This is a genomic window from Shimia sagamensis, from assembly GCF_900182745.1.
Taxonomy (GTDB): Bacteria; Pseudomonadota; Alphaproteobacteria; order Rhodobacterales; family Rhodobacteraceae; genus Shimia; species Shimia sagamensis.
The window spans coordinates 56,404-75,192 of sequence record NZ_FXTY01000007.1; the positions used below are offsets into that span (position 1 = coordinate 56,404).

Consider the following 18,789-nt stretch of genomic DNA (forward strand, 5'->3'; position numbering starts at 1 on the left):
CGATAGAAACCACGTTCCCAAAGCAACAACAAGAGCCGCAATCAAAAAGCGCGCCCCAGTACGGGACGCGCTCGGAGTTTCATTTACGAAGTCTGTTACTTGTGACTTTCGGCGTCCGCAATATCAGCCTCGTCTTCGCCTTCTTCGTCGTCCTCAAAATAGACGCCTTCGGCTTTCAACTTGGCCACCCGTTGTCGATCCACGCGACGTACCAAGAAAATAGACACTTCATAAAGGCCATAGACCACAACAAAGAGGATCAGCTGTGTCACCACATCCGGCGGTGTCACCAGCGCGGCCAGAACGAGAATGCCAACCATGGCGTATTTACGCACGCGGCCAAGACCTTCGGCATCCACCAAACCAGCTTTACCCATCAGGGTCAGTAGCACCGGAAGCTGAAAACACAGGCCAAAAGCCATGATGAACTTCAGTGTGATATCAAGGCTTTCATTGACCTTACCAAAGAAGGTGATTTGCACGCCTTCCGTGGTCGCAGGCACGGCGGTAGCCACTGCGCCAGGTACATCATCAACCGCAGGCGCCAAAAGATTGGCAAACACAGAAGCCACATCGGCAAAGCCTAGAAAGAACTGCATGGCCAGAGGGGTCACCACCAGTTGGGCAAAGGTTGCGCCCAGCAAGAACATAAATGGCGATGCAATCATAAACGGCAGAAAGGCGCCACGTTCGTTCTTATAGAGACCCGGAGCTACAAACCGCCAAAGCTGAAACCCAATCACAGGGAAGGACAGAGCAAAGCCGCCAACCATAGAGATCCGAAACAACGTGAAGAGATACTCCTGCGGGGAGGTAAACTGCAACGTTGGGGATGGATCGCCAAGCTCACGCAGCACTTGCACAATTGGTGATACTAGAAAATGCAGCACATGTTCGGCAATGAACTGCCCGCCAATCGGCACAAAGAAAAAGCTGATCGCGATCACAAAGGCAATGCCGGATCGGATCAAACGTGTCCGCAACTCCGCGAGGTGTTCGATCAACGGTGCGGAGCTGTCTTCGAGTTGGTCAGTCGAGCTCATGCCTCATCCTTCTTCGAAGTCGTCGTTGACCGTGGCGTTGGGGCCGGATCGTAACTGCGCGCGGCCTTGCGTGCGGCCTTTGCGGCCTCCTCGGGAGAGACATCATCGGCGGCCTCGGCAGCCGCTTTTTCCGCCGCTTCTTTATCGAGACGGGCCTGCGCCATTTCAGTGGATTTTTGGCGGATTTTTTCGGCCGCCTCAGCCCGTTCCTTGGACAGCTGTGTGGTCTCAGCGCCCGGTTCATAGGACATGGAGCGTTTAACCTCACCAACGGAGTCGTTGAGCGCATCGGTCGCGGTTTTCAAAGGATTGCTGACCTTGTTCAAGCCATCGGTTGCCCCCTTGAGGGTGTCCGTCACATCTTTGACGCCCGATTTGTCAGCCGCCTCGTTCATGGCGCTGGAAAACTCCCGCGCCATGCCCTTGGCCTTGCCCACAAATCGGCCGACCGTCCGGAACATCACCGGCAAATCCTTTGGCCCCACAACAATCAGCGCAACCACGCCAATCACTAGAAGCTCGGGCAATCCCAAATCAAACATACTGGTTCAGCCTCAGATCAGACTTTGTCTTTGTCGTCGGCTGGCGTCACGTCTTTTGCCGTTTCAGACGCTTCCTCTTCAAGCTCCTGCTGGCCTTCGTTGATGCCTTTTTTGAACGATGTAATACCTTTGCCAACTTCCCCCATCAGGCCGCTGATTTTGCCACGACCAAACAACACCAGAACCACAATCGCGATCAGCAGAATGCCCGGCAGACCAATGTTTCCAATACCCATGATGTTTCTCCTCTTTGTGAGCCTGCGGCCCGATATCATCTGTCTGGCTCAGTCCTACCGTCTTGGGGCTTGGCGTAAAAGCAACAATCCCGGGCTGTGGGCGGCAATTCGAGGCTTTTTACTCTCCCATTTGACGCTATTATGGCAGTTGTCAGTATTCTGTCAGTATATCGGAGATTCGCATTCCATGGCCAGTTCGCAAAACCGCACAGATCGCCTGTATGCACTGATGGAGATATTGAAGGATGGCGGATTGCATCGCGCCGAAGATTTGGCGGCTTCGATGCACGTATCTCTGCGGACAATCTACCGAGACATGCAGACGTTGGCGAACAGCGGAGTCGCAATAGAAGGCGAGCGTGGCACCGGCTATCGGGCCAAAGCAGTTTTGACGTTGCCGCCGTTAAACCTGACGGAAGAAGAGTTGGAAGCGCTGCACATCGGGCTGGAAGTGGTGGGCACCGGCATGGAGGGGCCATTGCAGGCCGCTGCGGAGAGCCTGAGCGCCAAAATCGACGCGGTGTTGCCGGAAGAGATTGGCGGGGTGGCGCAGGGATTTGGCTTTGCCGCCTACCCTTTTGCGGAGACGACGCAGGCCTTGCGGCATTTGGAGCCCCTGCGCACGGCCATTCGATCTAAGCAAAAATTGCGTGTAGCTGGCGCAGACGGTGTTACGCGGGATGTACGGCCGTTGAAGCTCGACTACTGGGGGCGTGTCTGGACCCTTGGCGTTTGGGACGAAACCCATGGCGGGTTTGCCAAAATACGCGTGGATCAGATGAACGACCTGAGTGTGTTGCCAGGACTCTTTGTCGAAGAACCGGGCAAGAGTTTGAAAGACTTTCTGGTGCAGGCCTAAAACGGCCTATGCGTCTGCCGGAAATACAAAGCAGCGGTCACGGCGGATTGTAAGCCACAGAGGTGTGTCTTTTTTTGGCAAGAACACGTTGGGTACGGTGACTTTCAGCGCGGACCCATCGTGATCCATTTTGAATTCAACCAAGCTTTCGTTGCCCATAAATCGCGCACGGGTGACGAGGCCACGTGCAGCCACCCCATCAGAGGGTGTGGGCAAAGGACCTTTGCCGTCGCGGTCAAAATCCAGTTTCAAGTGCTGCGGCCGGATCACAATCTCAACCGGTGCTCCGTCCGCAAGTCCCGGTGTCAGGAATTGGCCAAATGGTGTGTCAGTGAGAGCACCGTTGCTCACGGAGCGGATCACGTTGATGTCGCTAAAAAACGCAACGGCCTGTTTGTCCTTGGGCGCATTGTAGATGTTATACGGGGCTCCCTGCTGGACAATGACACCGTCGCGCATGAGCGCAATTTCATCCGCCATCCGCATGGCCTCTTCAGGCTCATGGGTCACCAGAAGCACAGCGGTGTCTTCTTCTTTGAGCACCGCCAGAGTCTCGTCGCGGATGCCGTCGCGTAGACGGTTGTCGAGGCCAGAGAACGGCTCGTCCATCAACATGATGCGCGGGCGTGGTGCCAAGGCGCGGGCCAAGGCGATACGCTGTTGCTCTCCGCCCGACAGCAGGTGCGGGTATTTGTCGATGGCCCAGCCCAGGTTCACCTTGGCCAGAAGTTCCTCAACACGGGCGCGTTTTTCGTCGTTGCTGCCTTTGAGGCCAAAGGCAACGTTGTCGCTCACCGAGAGGTGTGGGAATAGTGCAAAGTCTTGAAACATCAGGCCAATCTGGCGACGTTCCGGCGGGATGCGGAACACTGTGTCACAGATCAGCTTGCCATCCACATAGATCTCGCCGCTGTCCTGCATGTCGACACCAGCAATCATGCGCAGGGTGGTGGACTTACCGCAGCCCGAAGGGCCAAGCAGGCAGGTCACCCTGCCAGATTGCAAGGTCAAAGACACGTCGTCGACCACCTGACGGTTGCCAAATCGGCGGCGCAGGTTGCGGATTTCCAAACGTGGTGGCGTCGAAGTGGGTGTCAGCTGCACGGGAGGCCTCTTGCAATCCCCGATGCTTTTCATCGGGTTTCGCGTTGGTGTATCAGCCCCCTACCCGTGCTTCAACCCTGCGGCTGCCGATCAGAACTGCGGCAAATCCAATCACCAATACGATGACGCAGATTTGCAAGAGCTGCTCATATTTGTGGCCGTCGTAGAGGAATTGAGACACAAACGCGACGTCGCGGAACATGTAGGCTGCGGCACCGCCAAGAGCGACGAAAAAGCAAACCATGTAGGACCAAAGCGGAACGTCGCGGCCACTGATCAGGCCAGCCAGAAGCACCGGGGTCAAGAACATCGAAGCCGTGCCGGATACAGCTACAGCATCAAACAGAGTTTGGTTACCCCAGAGTGTGAGAGCCCCGCCTGCCATAGCAAAGACGACCATCGAGATGCGCCCACCGGCGAGAGTACGTGGGGCCAGTCTGAGCTCTTCGACCACAAGACGGGCGGCAGAACTCAGCGCGGAGTCCAGTGTGGACAGTGCTGAGACCAGAAGCGAGAGGATCAGCAAGGTGAAGACCCAACTTGGGAACATGGCGCTCCATGTGCCGATCAACTGGCCCTCGTAGGCGGCACCTTCTAACGAGGCCTGGATGCCAAAAAAACCAAAGGCGATGATGCAGAGCGAGGACAGCCAGAAAGCGTGTAGGAAGCTCTTGCGGGTTGTATCGCGATCCGCGAGGAAACCGCGATCCATCATGACCGGGTCATGTACCGGGTAAGAAAAGACCTGGAGCACGGCAACCACCAGAAGAACCCAGCCATTATGAGGGCCGGAGGCGCCGGGGGCCGTGAGAACCGCGCCGAGGTTAAACTCGGGGCGCAGGATGAGGGCCACAAACGCAATGCCAAACACCACAAGGAACAGCAGCATCTGTACCACGTCGGTGCGCAGGGCTGCGGACAGGCCGCCCCAGGCGGAATAGGCCAGCGCAACCACGCCAACGATCAGGATGGCGATGGTACCCGCATTGGCGACATCTGGAAGAATGGCGGTAAAGATCAGACCAACCACCAGCAGATTGGCGAACACTTCGGACAGAAGCCGCAGGGCAATGACCACGTTGTAGGCAGTGACACCGGGAAGTCCGAAACGTGAGGTGAGCCAGTCCTGCACAGAGCCTGCGCCCTGCACACGCATGCGGTTCACGATGTAGCCGCCGGTCAGAAAGGAGGCGTAGTAGGCGGCGTAAGCTAAGGTGCCCGCAATGCCGTAGTAGAAGCCAAGGATGGCTGCGTTCATCAGCGAGCGCGCAAATATCCATGTGGTGACTTGAGACAAGACCAGGGTCCACAACGAAGGCGAACGTCCTTCGGTATTTTGGCCACCAAAGAAACCGACAACCGTGGCCCGTTTTGGGGCCACGACGAGGCTCAACAGGAGAATGGCAGCGAAAACTGTGATGAGTGTGGCGGCGTGCATGGTTGTATCCCGTTCAAAGTTGGGATCGGCCTAGCAGGCGGCCAGATGTCAGGCCAGCCGCCCCACAGAGATGTGATGAAACGTCAGCGGGTTACGCAGGATCCGTCAGATCAAACGCCACATCGCCAAGCACACGCCCGTTGACTTGGATAGCCAATTTATGGGGGCCAGAGTGCAGCTGGAAGGTGCTGGCGTTGGCCTTGAGCGGATGCTTTTTGGCCAGTGTAAGCGACTTACCGGCAGGAATTTTGCCTTGCTTGAGTTTGAAGACTTTCTCACCGCCGCGCCCGTTGGGCCGATGGAAGCTCAGCACGTAGTCTACCATCACCGGCACAGGAGATGTGCCATCAGTGGACAATGTGGTCTCGACTTGCAATGCCTCACCAATTTGGATGCTGTCACCGCCGACGGACAGGCTATCCAGAGTAACCGGTGCATCCGCATGGAACCCGAGTGCCGAGAGCGCGCCGGCATGCCCGGCCTTGACCGCGGTGCGCAGGGAGTGACGGGTCATCCAGTCGAGTTCTTTGGATGCCTGTTTGCCGTGCTCCTTCCAATCTGCCAGTTGGCTGACCACTGTGTTGGTGGAGATTTTGGAAATGTCATTCAGGTGGTTGGACACCGAACGGGTCACGTAGCGCGTGGGATCGGCGTGCAGTTTTGCCAGCAGTGGCAAAGGCGACATAGGATCAATCTCAATCTTCTTTGCCCAGGGCAGTTTAGGGCGCGTGCCTTCACTCACCAAACGGCGCACATGGTAGTTGTCATCCTCTGCCCACGCGTGCAGGCGGGCAAAGGTCTCCTCCGGCCAGCGATTAAGGAAAGGACGGATGTAGAACTCCATAGAAAAGCGCTTGGTCGCTGCCTCCAGTAAGTCCAATGCCCGTTCGCGATGCTGTTCTACACCATGGCGGGTGGCCAAGATGCCGGGCACAGCGTGAATGAAGCGGCCAAAATCATCATCCGTCAGGGTCGGATCAAGCGCGGGCGGCATCGCTGCCTCCAGTTGATCCGCCATTTCAGGAAAGTCCGGCGCGAGGCGTTTTTCAATACAGTCCGCAATCCATTCCATCCGCTCCATGAGCTCGCGCCCCTGAAGTCCAGCCACAACTTCTTGATGGAAACTCTCGCCGTCAAAGCCAGGCACGCCGGCGGAGAATTCCGCAGCCAAATCGCCCATACTATCTACATTAAATAACTGATCTTTTAGAGAAAACCCTTGGGACACACCCACACCTCGCGCCATATTCTTATTTGCTCCGGCCTACATTGCCGACGCAAAGGCGCCGCCGTCCAGCAGAACATTCTGCCCGACGATAAAGCCTGCGTGATCAGAGCAGAGGAACGCACATGTGGCGCCAAACTCATCCGGCGTTCCGTAGCGACCGGCGGGAATGGTGGCGGCACGTTGGGCCTGAGCCTCCTCCATGGAGATGCCCTGCTGCTTCGTCACGGCTGTGTCCAGGGATACAGCACGATCTGTGGCATGGATGCCGGGCAGCAGGTTGTTGATGGTCACGCCTTTGCCCGCCACTTGACGCGCGGTGCCAGCGACATAGCCGGTCAAACCAGCGCGGGCGGCGTTTGAAAGGCCCAGTACCGGGATCGGAGACTTCACCGACACCGAGGTGATATTCACCACGCGGCCCCAGCCACGCTCCATCATGCCCGGCACCAGCGCTTTTATCAGGGCAATTGGCGCCAACATGTTTGCATCCAGCGCGGCGATGAAATCATCCCGATTCCAATCGGTCCACATACCCGGAGGTGGACCACCTGCGTTGTTGACGAGGATATCGACGCCTTTCGCGATCTCGACCAACTTGGCTTGGCCTTCCTCGGTGCTCACATCACAAGCTATTGTGGCCACCTCAACGCCAAACTCGGCGCGAATGTCGGCGGCAGCAATTTCAAGCGCTTCGACGCCACGCGCATTCATAATCAAGTCCACGCCATCCGAAGCCAAAGCGCGCGCGCAACCTAGACCAAGACCTTTAGAGGACGCGCAAACCAGCGCGCGTTTACCCTTAATTCCCAATTCCATGCGATTCTCCCCGTTGTTGTGCGGGTAAGAAATACCCAAATTAGGAAGGATGCCAGTATAATGCCGAAGCCAAGGCACTGTGCTGCCACATTTGCATGTCATTCAAATTGTCAAAGAACATGTACAGTACACGGAAATAGGTAAGTTATGACGTCTCAAGTCCAAGACAGCTCCCAGCCCTCCCAACGTCTGCCGGTGTATCCGGCGGATGCTTTGATTGTGACGGATGGCGCAAACCTTGGTGATTCTCTGTCGTTTGCGGAAGAATTGTTGCCAGACGATATCTATACGCTGAACCAAGATGCCGAGGAGAAGAGCCTCGCCTTGCGCACGGACAGCGAAGGGCAGCACTTCATTGCCAGTGATTACAGCCTCGGCACCAAAGACGCACGTGTCTACCTTGATTGCGTGGCAACCTTTATGCCGCCCAGCGGCGACACCATCGAAGTTCTGGTGCTGGTTGAAGTGGATGACGAAGGCGGCGTGGTTGAAGTTTATGGCGCGCCTTTGGCGCCGCTGACACCAAAGGGCGACTATGTGCTGGTGGGTGTGGACCGAGGCGCAGCCTCGACAAAACTGGCACAGCTGGCCTGCGTGAGCTTCACCGGAGGCACACGGATAACTATGGCCACAGGCGAACAGAGACGTGTCGAAGACGTACACGTAGGCGACCGGGTTCTGACGCGGGATGATGGCCCTCAGGAAGTGCGCTGGATTGGGCACGCGGTGCAACGTGCCAGCGGTGAGTTTGCTCCAATTGTGATCACAGCCGGCACGTTGAACAACACTCTTGATCTGCGGGTGAGCCCCGATCACCGACTGTTTGTGTATCAACGCCATGACCATATCGGCGTAGGACGCAGCGAGTTGCTGATCAAAGCGCGGCACCTGGTGAATGGCGATACCGTCTTTGCCGATGAAGGTGGATTTGTTGACTATTACCAGATCATGTTTGACACCCATCAGATCATTTTTGCCGAAGGCATTTCGGCAGAGACCATGCAGATGGACACGCGTACGCAACCGGCTGTTCCAGAAGACGTTAAAGAACGTCTTCAACCTGCGTCAAATGCGGCACGTGGCATGCCACAGGCGCATCTCGAGGTGCATGAAAGCTTGTTGGATCGTCCTGACGCGGTTGAGCTTCTAAAGCGCGCGTCGTCGAAGTAGGACGCGCCGCTTTTCCTTGCGAAATGACGCTCTGCGACCTATACGCGCGAACATGTTGGACACGCAGACAAACCGCCCCGAATTGCCGCCCGAGATTGCGCGCCGTCGCACCTTTGCGATCATCTCGCACCCGGACGCAGGTAAGACCACGCTGACCGAAAAGTTCCTCCTCTATGGTGGCGCAATTCAGATGGCGGGTCAGGTGCGGGCCAAAGGCGAAGCCCGCCGGACCCGTTCGGACTTCATGCAAATGGAGAAAGACCGCGGGATCTCGGTGTCTGCCTCCGCCATGTCGTTTGATTTTGGCAAGTTCCGTTTCAATCTGGTGGACACGCCCGGCCACAGTGATTTCTCTGAAGACACCTATCGTACTCTGACCGCGGTTGACGCCGCAGTCATGGTGGTTGACGGCGCCAAAGGGGTGGAAAGCCAGACGCAGAAGCTGTTTGAGGTTTGCCGTCTGCGCGACCTTCCGATCCTGACGTTTTGTAACAAGATGGACCGCGAAAGCCGCGACACCTTTGATATTATTGACGAGATTCAAGAGAACCTCGCAATTGACGTGTCTCCGGCAAGCTGGCCAATTGGCGTGGGCCGTGAGTTCATGGGCACTTATGACATGCTCAATGATCGGCTGGAGCTGATGGATCGGGCTGATCGGAATGTGGTCGCTGAAAGTGTGCAGATTGAAAGCTTGGATGACCCAAAACTGGCTGATCACGTACCGGAGCATCTGCTGGAGCAGTTGCGTGAAGAAGTTGAGATGGCCAAAGAGCTGTTACCGAAACTGGATCCGCAGGCGGTGCTTGAAGGGCATATGACGCCGATCTGGTTTGGCTCTGCGATCAACTCTTTTGGCGTAAAAGAACTTATGGACGGCATTGGCACCTACGGGCCAGAACCGCAGATCCAGACGGCAGAGCCGCGCAAAATTGCGCCGGAAGAAAAAAAGGTCGCTGGGTTTGTGTTTAAGGTTCAAGCCAACATGGACCCAAAACACCGCGACCGCGTGGCGTTTGTGCGTATGGCGTCAGGTCACTTCAAACGCGGCATGAAACTGACCCATGTGCGCACCAAGAAGCCAATGGCAATTTCCAACCCAGTGTTGTTTTTGGCATCAGACCGCGAATTGGCAGAAGAAGCTTGGGCCGGCGATATCATTGGCATTCCAAACCACGGGCAATTGCGCATTGGCGACACATTGACCGAAGGGGAAGCACTGCGCGTGTCTGGCATCCCAAGCTTTGCGCCGGAACTGTTGCAAGGCGTACGTGCCGGCGATCCACTGAAAGCCAAACACCTTGAGAAGGCGCTGATGCAGTTTGCCGAAGAAGGTGCCGCGAAGGTGTTTAAGCCAATGATTGGCTCAGGCTTCATTGTGGGCGTGGTGGGGCAGCTTCAGTTTGAAGTGCTCGCCAGCCGGATTGAGATGGAGTATGGCCTGCCCGTGCGTTTTGATCAGAGCCAGTTCACCTCCGCCCGCTGGGTGCATGGAGACCGGAAAGCCGTTGAAAAGTTTGCTGATATGAACAAGCAGCACATCAGCTATGACAACGATGGCGACGTGGTATTCCTGACACGCCTTCAGTGGGACATTGATCGTGTTGCGCGCGATTATCCTGATGTGACGCTGAGCGCGACCAAGGAAATGATGGTCTGATACACTCTGCGATTGCACGGGGTTTTCCCCCGTGCAAACATCGCGCTATGTCAGAAAATACCCTCACCTATCCCGGCGGTTACGCCTATATGATGGAGCGCTACGACGGGCGGCGCGAGCCGTTTGATTTTGGCTCCGAAGACCTTCCGCCGCTTGATGTAAACCTCTCTGTTTTGAAGACTGTAGTGGTAACCGAGCAGGCTGCCAAAAAAGGACCAGCCGACCCCAAAACGAGCTGGGCGCGCAAGCGTCGGCAAATTGCTGAGGAATTTATTGGGCTAAGTGAGCTGGCTTTTCTGAATGCACAGTTGATCTCAAACCTGCGCAAACGGGATTCTCCCCCCCAAACAACTGCGCTGTTTTGTCGACTATGGGCAGAGGAGTCCGAGCACCTAATAGCTGAGTTGAACCTGCGCTGGCTGGTGAGCTCGGCGCAAACTTTTGCGGACCATGGGGACACTCCCGCTCAGCGTGAGGCTGGTCAAGGGTTGCGCATGTTGTTTGGCATGATGAAACTTTACGAGTTTGAACGTACGTTTAGCGGGTTGGAGCCAAGCAAGGAGCATGGTTTTGGCAAACGTCTGAAAACACGATTGCCGCTGGACATGGAGTCATTCTCGCTGGTGCATGGCGGGCTGGACATCAACATTCTAGCGCCAATCTGGGAGATGGGTAAATCCGATCCGGTGATCGCCCCCCTCGTCGACCATCTGATGCAGGAGTTGATTGAAGAGCCCGGCGGCGTGTTTCGTCGATTGGCACAGATGCGCGCTAAAAAAGAACGCCAGCAGGCCCGCCAATGACCAATGTGGCCCCCACGTGGGGGGTGGTCGCCACCATCAAAGCGCCTGCTGTCGATATATTGAATTTTGTGGCCCATCATTTGGAATTGGGCGCAGCGCATATCTGGATCTACCTGGACGCGGCAAATCCAGAGGCAAAAGCTCAACTTAAGCCTCATCCGCAGCTGACTGTTGTGCGCACCGGTGACAACTATTGGCTCAAAACGCGCGGGAAAAAGCCGCCGATGCATCAACCACGTCAATCGTTCAATGTGCGCCACGCCTATAACCGCGCCAAAAAGGTGGATTGGCTGCTGCACATCGACGTAGATGAGTTTTTGTGGCCGTATCAACCAATCACACAGCAACTGGCTGCTTTGCCGGAAAGCTGCCTTGTGGCGCGCGTGCGTCCCGCGGAGGCAATGGCCTCGTTGGATGATGAGCAGGTGACCCACTTTAAAACGTTCATTGCTGACAAAACCAAACGTGACCAAATTGTCAGAGAGATCTACCCCAATTTTGCGCCCTACCTGAAAAACGGATTTGTGAGCCACGTGGCTGGCAAGATGTTCCTGCGCACCGGGCAAAAGGACATGACGATCAAGATCCATAATGTGGTTCAGAATGGTCGACACAACCCGGGGCAAGTTGAGCTTACTGACGCCGCGCTGCTACATCTACACACCACCAGCTGGGAGCATTGGAGCCAGAGTTTTGCCTACCGGCACCAGAAGGGCTCCTATCGCGATGAACTTGGTTCTGCGACGCCAGAGAATCAGGGTGGTTTGAACCTGCACAAGCTGTTTGCACATTTGGCAAACGAGCCAGACGGGTTGCGACAGTTTTATGAAGAGGTCTGTGTTGCCTCCCCTGACCTGACAGACAAGCTCAAGGCCCATGGCTTGCTGCGCAGTCACGCACTGGAGCTTGAACAAAAACGCCGGAAACACTTCCCGGATTTTGACGTTAGAGCCACAACTCGCATCAAGTCTTAGACACATACTCGGTTTCATTGACCTGAAGCCTCGGTTGCGATAGAAGGCCCCGTGGATCAAAAACGCCATCGACGCGGGGCCATACGGGCCCGATCCTAAACGCCGCTACGGGCCAAAGTGTGTCCGTAAATCACGGATACATATGACAAAATTTTCTGACCTGAACCTCAACCCGAAGGTACTCAAAGCGATTACCGAAGCGGGCTATGAAACCCCAACGCCAATTCAAGCAGGGGCGATTCCTTCTGCTTTGGATGGCCGCGACGTGCTTGGCATTGCGCAAACCGGCACTGGCAAGACCGCAAGCTTCACGCTTCCGATGTTGTCTTTGCTGGCCCGTGGGCGCGCGCGCGCACGGATGCCGCGCAGCCTGGTCCTGTGCCCAACACGGGAATTGGCGGCGCAGGTTGCCGAGAACTTTGACACCTATTCCAAACATCTGAAGCTGACCAAAGCGCTGTTGATTGGCGGAGTGAGTTTCAAGGAGCAAGAAACGATCATCGACAAAGGGGTCGACGTTCTGATTGCCACACCTGGCCGCCTGCTTGATCATTTTGAGCGCGGCAAGCTTATCCTGTCCGACGTGAAAGTCATGGTTGTGGACGAAGCTGACCGGATGCTGGATATGGGCTTCATTCCTGATATCGAGCGGATCTTTGGGCTGACACCTTTCACCCGGCAAACCCTGTTTTTCTCCGCCACTATGGCGCCGGAAATCGAGCGCATCACCAACACCTTCCTATCCAACCCTGAGCGTGTAGAAGTTGCCCGCCAGGCGACGGCCAGCGAGACCATTGAACAGAACGTTGTAATGTTTAAAGCGTCCCGTCGGGACCGGGAAGGCAGCGAAAAGCGCAAGGTTTTGCGGGCATTGATTGATGGCGAAGGTGACAAATGCACCAATGCGATCATTTTCTGTAACCGCAAGACGGACGTGGATATCACTGCGAAATCGTTGAAGAAGTACGGTTACGATGCCGCACCAATTCACGGCGATTTGGATCAATCCCAACGGACGCGTACACTGGAATCATTCCGGGGCGGTGACTTACGCATTCTCGTCGCGTCCGACGTGGCCGCGCGCGGTCTGGATGTGCCAAGCGTCAGCCATGTGTTCAACTTTGATGTTCCCGGTCATCCGGAAGACTATGTGCACCGCATTGGTCGAACGGGTCGTGCGGGCAGAGAGGGCAAAGCCATCACGATCTGCAGCTCCCGAGACGAGAAGCAGTTTGATGCGGTTGAGGCGTTGATCCAGAAAGAGATTGCGCGCCTTGAAAACCCAATAAAAGTTGAGCCGCGCAAACCTCGCAAACCTAAAGAAGACACCGCCAAGCCTGCGGAAGCCGTTGAGGCGCCGAAACCTGCCAAAGAGGACCGTCCTCAGCGTGAAGAGCGCACCAAGCAGGAAGCACGGCCACAACGAGAAGAGCGCCAACAGCGCGATGATCGTGGTGATCGTAGTGACAAATCTGCACGTGGTCGTGGCCGTGGACGCAACGATCGCCGCGACAACGGCAACAAAGTTGTCGGCATGGGTGATCACATGCCCGGCTTTATTGCGATGAGCTTTGACGAGCGACGCGGTCAGTAACCGCCCAACATCTTACACTTAGTGGAAGGGCCCCTGTGGGCCCTTCTGTGTTTCCAGATCACTCCGTGGTCTGTTTGTAGCGCCTCAACCGTTCTTGCAGTGTGCCACTGTGCAACTCGAACAAGTGGTTGTCGTGATCATAAAAATAGAGAGAGTGCCCTTCACCGGAAACGCGGGAGCGCCCTTCTTTCAACTCCAGCCCAAGAGCCCGAATGCACCGCAGTTTGCTGTCATACTCATCCGGCTCTATTTTGAAAGCGACATGGTTGTAGCTTTTCACTGGTAATGACTCACCTTGCATCGTCGCGACCCACACGCCTCCGATGTCGAAAAACCGCTCTTTGGACAGGGAAAAGGTGTCCTCCCCGCTGTCATAGATCCGCGTTGCATCCAAAACTTTTGTCAGCACCTCTTCCATCTTGTCGAGGTCCTGTACAATGAAGGTTATGTGGCTAAGTCCTTGTGCCAAAATGTGCCCGCTCCAGATGCCTCACAAAGTACATGCCACCCTGCACCGGAGACTACTCCGGCACAAGGCAGCTTCAATTTGGATCAAAGGTTGGGGGCGTTCAGCTTAGGCGGCTGACAATCACTGTGACTTCGGGCTTTTTGCCAATCTCATCGCGTGCGGAGTTGCGCACGATGCGACGGATATCACCCTCAATCTTATCATCATTTGACAACGTCTTCTCTTTGGCGCGGCCGAGGAACTGGGTAACGTCTGCTTCCAGCACGTCAACCAGCGGCGCCTGAGAGCGCCCGATTTCCAGTAACCCCATCAGCTCGCACCACGCATCGCCCAGTGGCTCGTCGTCTTCGTCCAACAGCACGGTCACAATCACATGACCATTGAGGGCCATGCGGATGCGGTCTCGGATGATACCGTCCATGGCGCCAATCTGGGTGTTGCCATCCAGATAGGTTCGCCCGGTTTCGACATAGCCCGCAATCGACGGCTGCTCACCCGACAGGTCCAGCATGGTGCCGTTTACAGCCACGATCGACGCACGGCCAGCCTCATTGGCCAGCTTGGCGTGTTCGCGCAGATGGCGGTGCTCGCCATGATTAGGAACCACCATCTTTGGGTTCACAATTTCATGTAAACGCAACAAATCCGGACGGTTGGCGTGTCCAGACACGTGGTACTTGCCCGTGCTGTCATCCACCACATCAACACCCATTTCGGAAAATTGGTTGATGATGCGGAACACACCTTTTTCGTTGCCTGGAATGGTTTTAGAGCTGAACAGGAACAGATCACCCTCTTTCAGGGTGATGCCGTTGTATTTGCCGCGTGCCAATTGCGCACTTGCGGCGCGACGTTCACCTTGAGAGCCGGTGACCAGCAACATGAGGTTTTCGCGAGGAATAGACGCGGCCTCTTCGGGGCTGACAACTTTGGGAAAGTCGGACAACACACCGGTTTGCATGGCGGCTTCGATCATGCGGCGCATGGCCCGGCCCATCAGGCAAATGGATCGCCCTGCCCGCTCGCCCGCTTGTGCCAGGGTTTTTACGCGGGCCACGTTGGAGGCAAAGGTGGTGGCAACAACCATACTGGAGGCTTGAGAAACCAGTTTTTCGATCTCTGGACCAACGGAGGCTTCGGACCGACCAGCATGCGGAGAGAACACATTGGTTGAGTCGCAAATCAACGCTTGCACACCGTCTTTGGAAACCTCTGCCCAAAGTTCCGGATCAAAGGCTTCGCCGACCAGCGGGGTTTCGTCCAGCTTGAAGTCCCCAGAGTGGATCACCCGCCCGGCAGGCGTGTCGATTACCAGCGCGGCGCTTTCCGGGATGGAGTGGCTGATTGGCAAGAACCCCACTTTGAACGGGCCAGCGTCGGTGGTTTCCGGCCACGCGGATACTGTCCGGATCATTTCTTCTGGCTGACCCCGGTCTGCCATTTTGTGGCGAGCCAGATTAGCGGTGAAGGCACGTGCGTAAACGGGCACGCCGAGGCGGTCCCAGTAGTGCCCTACTGCGCCAATGTGGTCTTCGTGGCCGTGGGTGATAAACACTGCTTCAAGCCGGTGTTTGTTCTCTTCCAACCAGCGAATGTCAGCAAAAATCAGGTCCACCCCCGGGCTGGTTTCCATGTCGGAAAATGCCACCCCGATGTCGACGAGGATGAGACGCTCATTGTCTACTGGCCCAAAGCCATAGACATAGGCGTTCATGCCAATTTCGCCGGAGCCGCCTAGCGGCAAATAGATCAAGCGGTCGCTCATGCGCCCTGCTCCTTATTGTGTTTATGGATCACGGTCAGCCCGTGCATCGTCAAATCGTCTTCGATGGTGTCAAACAGGCTGTCACCCTGCTCAAAGAGAGGCGCAAGTCCTCCTGTTCCCACCACTTTCATAGGTGCGCCGTATTCGGTTTTGATACGCGCGATGATACCTTCAATGAGGCCGGTGTAGCCCCAGAACACCCCGGACTGGATACAGCCCACAGTGTTGGTTCCGATCACCTTTTCTGGCTGGCTGATGTCCACATGCGGCAAGGCGGCCGCACCGGAGTGCAGCGCTTCCAGCGACAGGTTCACACCAGGAGCAATCACGCCGCCCACGTAAGCGCCATCCTCGGCAACCACGTCAAAATTGGTCGCGGTGCCGAAGTCTACAACAACTACATTGCCACCATGGCGTTCATATGCAGCAACGGCATTGGCCAATCGATCCGGCCCGGGTTGGGTGCCCTGGTCCACACGGGGCGTCACCGGTAGTTTGCAGTCAGGCTTACCAACCACCAGAGGCCGACAATTGAAGAAACGGTCTGCAAAGACGCGCAGGTTGAAAACCACTCGTGGTACCGTGGAGGAGATGATCACATCGGTGATATCCGCGTCGATGCCATAGTGATTGATCAGCGTGGAATACCAGGTGAAATAGGCATCAGCCGTCCGCGCATGGTGGGTCGACGTCCGCAGGGTACAGAGAAACTTTTCCCCGTCCCAAATGGAGAACACGGTGTTGGTGTTGCCGCAGTCAATGGCCAGAAGCATGGGTAAGATCCCCCTTCGCGCGCGGATCAGAAAAATATGTCTGCCGCGGGAATGGCCACGCGGCCTTTTGCGGTCTTCAACACCAGATTGCCCTGCGTGTCCACCGTTTCGAAAGTTCCGGTCGTTTCGTCGCGGGTTGTGCGGGCAGTGATAACCTCGCCGATGCGCGCTGCGCGGGTCAGCCAAGCGGTGCGTATTGGTTCAAAACCATAGGTGACAAACTGCGTTTCCCATCGGGCGTAGGCAGCGGCAAGGACGTCGAGGAATTCTTCAGGAGTGACAGAAGCGCCTGTTTCACTGAGCAGAGAGACAGGGGGCGTCGCTTGAGTTTCCACGGCCTCGGTACCAGGCGCATGGGCCAAGTTTACACCAATACCGATGGCGATATGGCTGACGGTGCCACCTGCCATCCCCGCGCTTTCCAGAAGGATGCCTGCAACTTTGCCGCCGTTCAAAAGCACGTCATTGGGCCATTTCAGCGCAAGGCCTTCGCTCCGCCCCGAGACCGCGACAAAGGCGTCATAGAGAGCCAAGGAAGCCACAAAAGAGCGCAAGGCCACTTGGTCTGGCGCTTCTGCTGGGCGCATCACCAGCGTTCCGGCAAAATTGCCCGTTGGATCAACCCACGCCCTGCCCCGACGGCCCCGGCCTTGGGTTTGGCGCAGGCCCAAAATCCATTCAGGGCCAGCCAGCTCAGGCGCAATGCGGGCGGCTTCGGCGTTTGTGCTGTCCACTTTGGCCAAAACGCGGCGTCCGTATCCTTCAGGCCAGTTGATCATGTCAGGATTGTCTTTCAACAGTTGTCAAAAACAGCAACGCGCCCCGGTGGGGCGCGTCACGTTCAATTGCTAATCTGTGCGATCAATGTGGCATCAGAGCGGCCGCAGCAGCTTGAGCAGCCGTATCCACCCCAAAGAAGTTAACGATGCCAAGCAGCATGATCGCTGCACTGGCCATCAACAACACTTGTTGCACCAAAGAGCGCGGTGCATCCAGCGCATCACCCTCTTCGCCAAAGTACATGTAGAAAACGATGCGCAGGTAGTAGAAGGCGCCAATCACAGAGGCCACCACGCCAGCAATCGCGAGCCAAGCGAGCCCACCTTCGAAAGCAGCGCGCAGCACGTAGAGCTTGCCAAAGAAGCCAAGGAACGGCGGCACACCGGCGAGAGAGAACATAAGGAACAGCAACGCCAGCGCGCGGCCGGAAGATTGCTTGCTATACATGTTCAGCGAGGCGATGTCTGTCACCGGCTGACCGTCTTTTTCCATGGACAGGATGAAGGCAAACGTACCGACGTTCATGGTGACGTAGATCGCCATGTATACCAGCATCGCCTCGACACCCAGAGCCGTCCCAGCGGCCAGGCCCATCAGCGCATAGCCCATGTGGGCAATGGACGAGTAGGCCATCAGGCGTTTGATGTTGGTTTGCCCAATTGCGGCAATCGCGCCGAGGAACATGGACAGCACAGACAACAGTGCAATGATCTGTTGCCAGTCCCCAACCACGCCGCCAAAGGCGTCAAACAGCACGCGGGCAAAGAGGCCCATCGCCGCCAGCTTAGGCGCCGTGGCAAAAAAGGCGGTGATCGGAGTTGGCGCACCTTCGTAGACGTCCGGCGTCCACATGTGGAACGGCACGGCGGACACTTTGAACGCCAGGCCAGAGATCACAAAGGTCAGGCCAAAGAGCAGACCCAATGGCGCGTGACCGTGGCCAACCGCCTCGACGATCCCAGCGAAAGTGGTCGTGCCTGCAAAGCCGTAAACCAACGAAGACCCGTAGAGCAACAGACCAGAAGAGAGTGCGCCAAGCAGGAAGTATTTCATACCCGCTTCTGTGGATTTCACCCCGTCGCGGCGCAGCGTTGCGACCACATAGAGAGCCAAGGATTGCAGTTCGAGACCCATGTACAGCGTCATCAGGTCGCCAGCGGACACCATGGTCATCATCCCCACCATGGCGAGCGCCACGAGGATTGGATACTCAAACCGCAGCATGTTGCGGCGCTGCATGTAGTCCGCACCCATCACCAACACTGCTGCGCCTGCCAGCAACATGGCCGCTTTGGCGAAACGCGAGAAAGCGTCGTCATGGAACATGCCGTTGAAGGCAACATTTTCTCCGGAACCGGACATGCCAATCCACACTGCGAGCAGCGCAAACACACCGGCAGTGAGCCAAGTCAGCATCGGCGCCATTTTGTCTTTGCCGGTATAGACCACCGCAAGCAGCGCCAGCATGGCGTAAATCGCCAGCAGGATTTCCGGCAAGATGATATTCAGGTCAGCCTGGATCATATCTCAAGCGC

The 18,789-nt window shown here is 56.4% G+C and carries 18 protein-coding genes; 6 read left to right on the forward strand and 12 right to left on the reverse strand.

The window, feature by feature from the left end:
- Positions 1–95: 95 nt before the first annotated feature.
- From tatC to QOL67_RS16905, 3 genes are read right to left on the reverse strand one after another with little or no spacing between them, the layout of a single operon-like run.
- A complete protein-coding gene (tatC, locus tag QOL67_RS16895; RefSeq protein ID WP_283427161.1) occupies positions 96–1,043 on the reverse strand; it encodes a twin-arginine translocase subunit TatC in 948 nt (315 codons plus the stop codon).
- Positions 1,040–1,585 carry a Sec-independent protein translocase protein TatB gene (gene tatB / locus QOL67_RS16900; protein ID WP_283427162.1) on the reverse strand — a complete coding sequence of 182 codons (546 nt, stop codon included), beginning with the start codon at positions 1,583–1,585 and terminating at the stop codon, positions 1,040–1,042. Before tatB ends, tatC begins: the two co-directional genes overlap by 4 nt.
- 17 nt (positions 1,586–1,602) lie before the next feature.
- On the reverse strand, positions 1,603–1,821 hold the full coding sequence (locus tag QOL67_RS16905) for a twin-arginine translocase TatA/TatE family subunit (RefSeq protein ID WP_164644768.1): 219 nt from the start codon (positions 1,819–1,821) through the stop codon (positions 1,603–1,605).
- Between the two features lie 187 nt (positions 1,822–2,008).
- Here QOL67_RS16905 and QOL67_RS16910 point away from each other — a divergent pair, with 187 nt between their 5' ends.
- Positions 2,009–2,680, forward strand: a complete 672-nt coding sequence (locus QOL67_RS16910) for a helix-turn-helix transcriptional regulator (protein ID WP_283427163.1) — start codon at positions 2,009–2,011, stop codon at positions 2,678–2,680.
- Positions 2,681–2,686: 6 nt separating this feature from the next.
- On the opposite strand, the gene QOL67_RS16915 is transcribed toward QOL67_RS16910, so the two are convergent.
- The 4 genes from QOL67_RS16915 to QOL67_RS16930 all read right to left on the reverse strand — a co-directional run bounded on the left by QOL67_RS16915 (position 2,687) and on the right by QOL67_RS16930 (position 7,266).
- Positions 2,687–3,817: an ABC transporter ATP-binding protein gene (locus tag QOL67_RS16915; RefSeq protein WP_283427164.1), complete on the reverse strand. Its 1,131-nt coding sequence runs from the start codon at positions 3,815–3,817 to the stop codon at positions 2,687–2,689.
- Between the two features lie 19 nt (positions 3,818–3,836).
- Entirely contained in the window at positions 3,837–5,222 is a 1,386-nt protein-coding gene (locus tag QOL67_RS16920) for an SLC5/6 family protein (protein ID WP_283427165.1), read from the reverse strand.
- 91 nt (positions 5,223–5,313) lie between these two features.
- Positions 5,314–6,402, reverse strand: a complete 1,089-nt coding sequence (locus QOL67_RS16925; protein ID WP_346770614.1) for a hypothetical protein — start codon at positions 6,400–6,402, stop codon at positions 5,314–5,316.
- A gap of 84 nt (positions 6,403–6,486) precedes the next feature.
- Positions 6,487–7,266 (reverse strand): SDR family oxidoreductase, encoded by a 780-nt coding sequence (locus QOL67_RS16930; RefSeq protein ID WP_283427167.1) that lies wholly within the window; start codon positions 7,264–7,266, stop codon positions 6,487–6,489.
- Positions 7,267–7,413: 147 nt separating this feature from the next.
- Here QOL67_RS16930 and QOL67_RS16935 point away from each other — a divergent pair, with 147 nt between their 5' ends.
- The 5 genes from QOL67_RS16935 (at position 7,414) to QOL67_RS16955 (ending at position 13,467) form a co-directional block, all read left to right on the forward strand.
- Positions 7,414–8,436 carry a Hint domain-containing protein gene (locus QOL67_RS16935; RefSeq protein ID WP_283427168.1) on the forward strand — a complete coding sequence of 341 codons (1,023 nt, stop codon included), beginning with the start codon at positions 7,414–7,416 and terminating at the stop codon, positions 8,434–8,436.
- Positions 8,437–8,488: 52 nt separating this feature from the next.
- Entirely contained in the window at positions 8,489–10,096 is a 1,608-nt protein-coding gene (locus QOL67_RS16940) for a peptide chain release factor 3 (protein WP_283427169.1), read from the forward strand.
- Positions 10,097–10,143: 47 nt separating this feature from the next.
- The gene (locus tag QOL67_RS16945) at positions 10,144–10,899 is read left to right on the forward strand and encodes a hypothetical protein (protein ID WP_283427170.1); all 756 of its coding nucleotides are present in this window, start codon (positions 10,144–10,146) and stop codon (positions 10,897–10,899) included.
- Positions 10,896–11,873 (forward strand): glycosyltransferase family 2 protein, encoded by a 978-nt coding sequence (locus QOL67_RS16950; protein WP_283427171.1) that lies wholly within the window; start codon positions 10,896–10,898, stop codon positions 11,871–11,873. The genes QOL67_RS16945 and QOL67_RS16950 overlap by 4 nt, the downstream gene beginning before the upstream one ends.
- A gap of 142 nt (positions 11,874–12,015) precedes the next feature.
- The gene (locus QOL67_RS16955) at positions 12,016–13,467 is read left to right on the forward strand and encodes a DEAD/DEAH box helicase (protein ID WP_283427172.1); all 1,452 of its coding nucleotides are present in this window, start codon (positions 12,016–12,018) and stop codon (positions 13,465–13,467) included.
- A 58-nt stretch (positions 13,468–13,525) separates the two neighbouring features.
- On the opposite strand, the gene fosX is transcribed toward QOL67_RS16955, so the two are convergent.
- From fosX to nuoN, 5 genes are all read right to left on the reverse strand, one after another.
- Positions 13,526–13,936, reverse strand: coding sequence for a FosX/FosE/FosI family fosfomycin resistance hydrolase (fosX, locus tag QOL67_RS16960; RefSeq protein ID WP_283427173.1), 411 nt, complete (start codon positions 13,934–13,936; stop codon positions 13,526–13,528).
- 100 nt (positions 13,937–14,036) lie between these two features.
- Positions 14,037–15,701 carry a ribonuclease J gene (locus QOL67_RS16965; RefSeq protein ID WP_283427174.1) on the reverse strand — a complete coding sequence of 555 codons (1,665 nt, stop codon included), beginning with the start codon at positions 15,699–15,701 and terminating at the stop codon, positions 14,037–14,039.
- The gene (locus QOL67_RS16970; RefSeq protein WP_283427175.1) at positions 15,698–16,474 is read right to left on the reverse strand and encodes a type III pantothenate kinase; all 777 of its coding nucleotides are present in this window, start codon (positions 16,472–16,474) and stop codon (positions 15,698–15,700) included. Before QOL67_RS16970 ends, QOL67_RS16965 begins: the two co-directional genes overlap by 4 nt.
- Positions 16,475–16,500: 26 nt before the next feature.
- Entirely contained in the window at positions 16,501–17,253 is a 753-nt protein-coding gene (locus QOL67_RS16975; RefSeq protein WP_283427176.1) for a biotin--[acetyl-CoA-carboxylase] ligase, read from the reverse strand.
- An 82-nt stretch (positions 17,254–17,335) separates the two neighbouring features.
- Positions 17,336–18,778, reverse strand: a complete 1,443-nt coding sequence (gene nuoN, locus QOL67_RS16980) for an NADH-quinone oxidoreductase subunit NuoN (RefSeq protein ID WP_283427177.1) — start codon at positions 18,776–18,778, stop codon at positions 17,336–17,338.
- Positions 18,779–18,789: the final 11 nt, after the last annotated feature.

What these genes read in the sequence shown, in the direction of transcription:
- tatC (WP_283427161.1), bottom strand. Translation starts at nt 1,043, where the DNA reads ATGAGCTCGACTGACCAACTCGAAGACAGCTCCGCACCGTTGATCGAA.
- tatB (WP_283427162.1), bottom strand. Translation starts at nt 1,585, where the DNA reads ATGTTTGATTTGGGATTGCCCGAGCTTCTAGTGATTGGCGTGGTTGCG.
- QOL67_RS16905 (WP_164644768.1), bottom strand. Translation starts at nt 1,821, where the DNA reads ATGGGTATTGGAAACATTGGTCTGCCGGGCATTCTGCTGATCGCGATT.
- QOL67_RS16910 (WP_283427163.1), top strand. Translation starts at nt 2,009, where the DNA reads ATGGCCAGTTCGCAAAACCGCACAGATCGCCTGTATGCACTGATGGAG.
- QOL67_RS16915 (WP_283427164.1), bottom strand. Translation starts at nt 3,817, where the DNA reads ATGAAAAGCATCGGGGATTGCAAGAGGCCTCCCGTGCAGCTGACACCC.
- QOL67_RS16920 (WP_283427165.1), bottom strand. Translation starts at nt 5,222, where the DNA reads ATGCACGCCGCCACACTCATCACAGTTTTCGCTGCCATTCTCCTGTTG.
- QOL67_RS16925 (WP_346770614.1), bottom strand. Translation starts at nt 6,402, where the DNA reads ATGGGCGATTTGGCTGCGGAATTCTCCGCCGGCGTGCCTGGCTTTGAC.
- QOL67_RS16930 (WP_283427167.1), bottom strand. Translation starts at nt 7,266, where the DNA reads ATGGAATTGGGAATTAAGGGTAAACGCGCGCTGGTTTGCGCGTCCTCT.
- QOL67_RS16935 (WP_283427168.1), top strand. Translation starts at nt 7,414, where the DNA reads ATGACGTCTCAAGTCCAAGACAGCTCCCAGCCCTCCCAACGTCTGCCG.
- QOL67_RS16940 (WP_283427169.1), top strand. Translation starts at nt 8,489, where the DNA reads ATGTTGGACACGCAGACAAACCGCCCCGAATTGCCGCCCGAGATTGCG.
- QOL67_RS16945 (WP_283427170.1), top strand. Translation starts at nt 10,144, where the DNA reads ATGTCAGAAAATACCCTCACCTATCCCGGCGGTTACGCCTATATGATG.
- QOL67_RS16950 (WP_283427171.1), top strand. Translation starts at nt 10,896, where the DNA reads ATGACCAATGTGGCCCCCACGTGGGGGGTGGTCGCCACCATCAAAGCG.
- QOL67_RS16955 (WP_283427172.1), top strand. Translation starts at nt 12,016, where the DNA reads ATGACAAAATTTTCTGACCTGAACCTCAACCCGAAGGTACTCAAAGCG.
- QOL67_RS16965 (WP_283427174.1), bottom strand. Translation starts at nt 15,701, where the DNA reads ATGAGCGACCGCTTGATCTATTTGCCGCTAGGCGGCTCCGGCGAAATT.
- QOL67_RS16970 (WP_283427175.1), bottom strand. Translation starts at nt 16,474, where the DNA reads ATGCTTCTGGCCATTGACTGCGGCAACACCAACACCGTGTTCTCCATT.
- QOL67_RS16975 (WP_283427176.1), bottom strand. Translation starts at nt 17,253, where the DNA reads ATGATCAACTGGCCTGAAGGATACGGACGCCGCGTTTTGGCCAAAGTG.
- nuoN (WP_283427177.1), bottom strand. Translation starts at nt 18,778, where the DNA reads ATGATCCAGGCTGACCTGAATATCATCTTGCCGGAAATCCTGCTGGCG.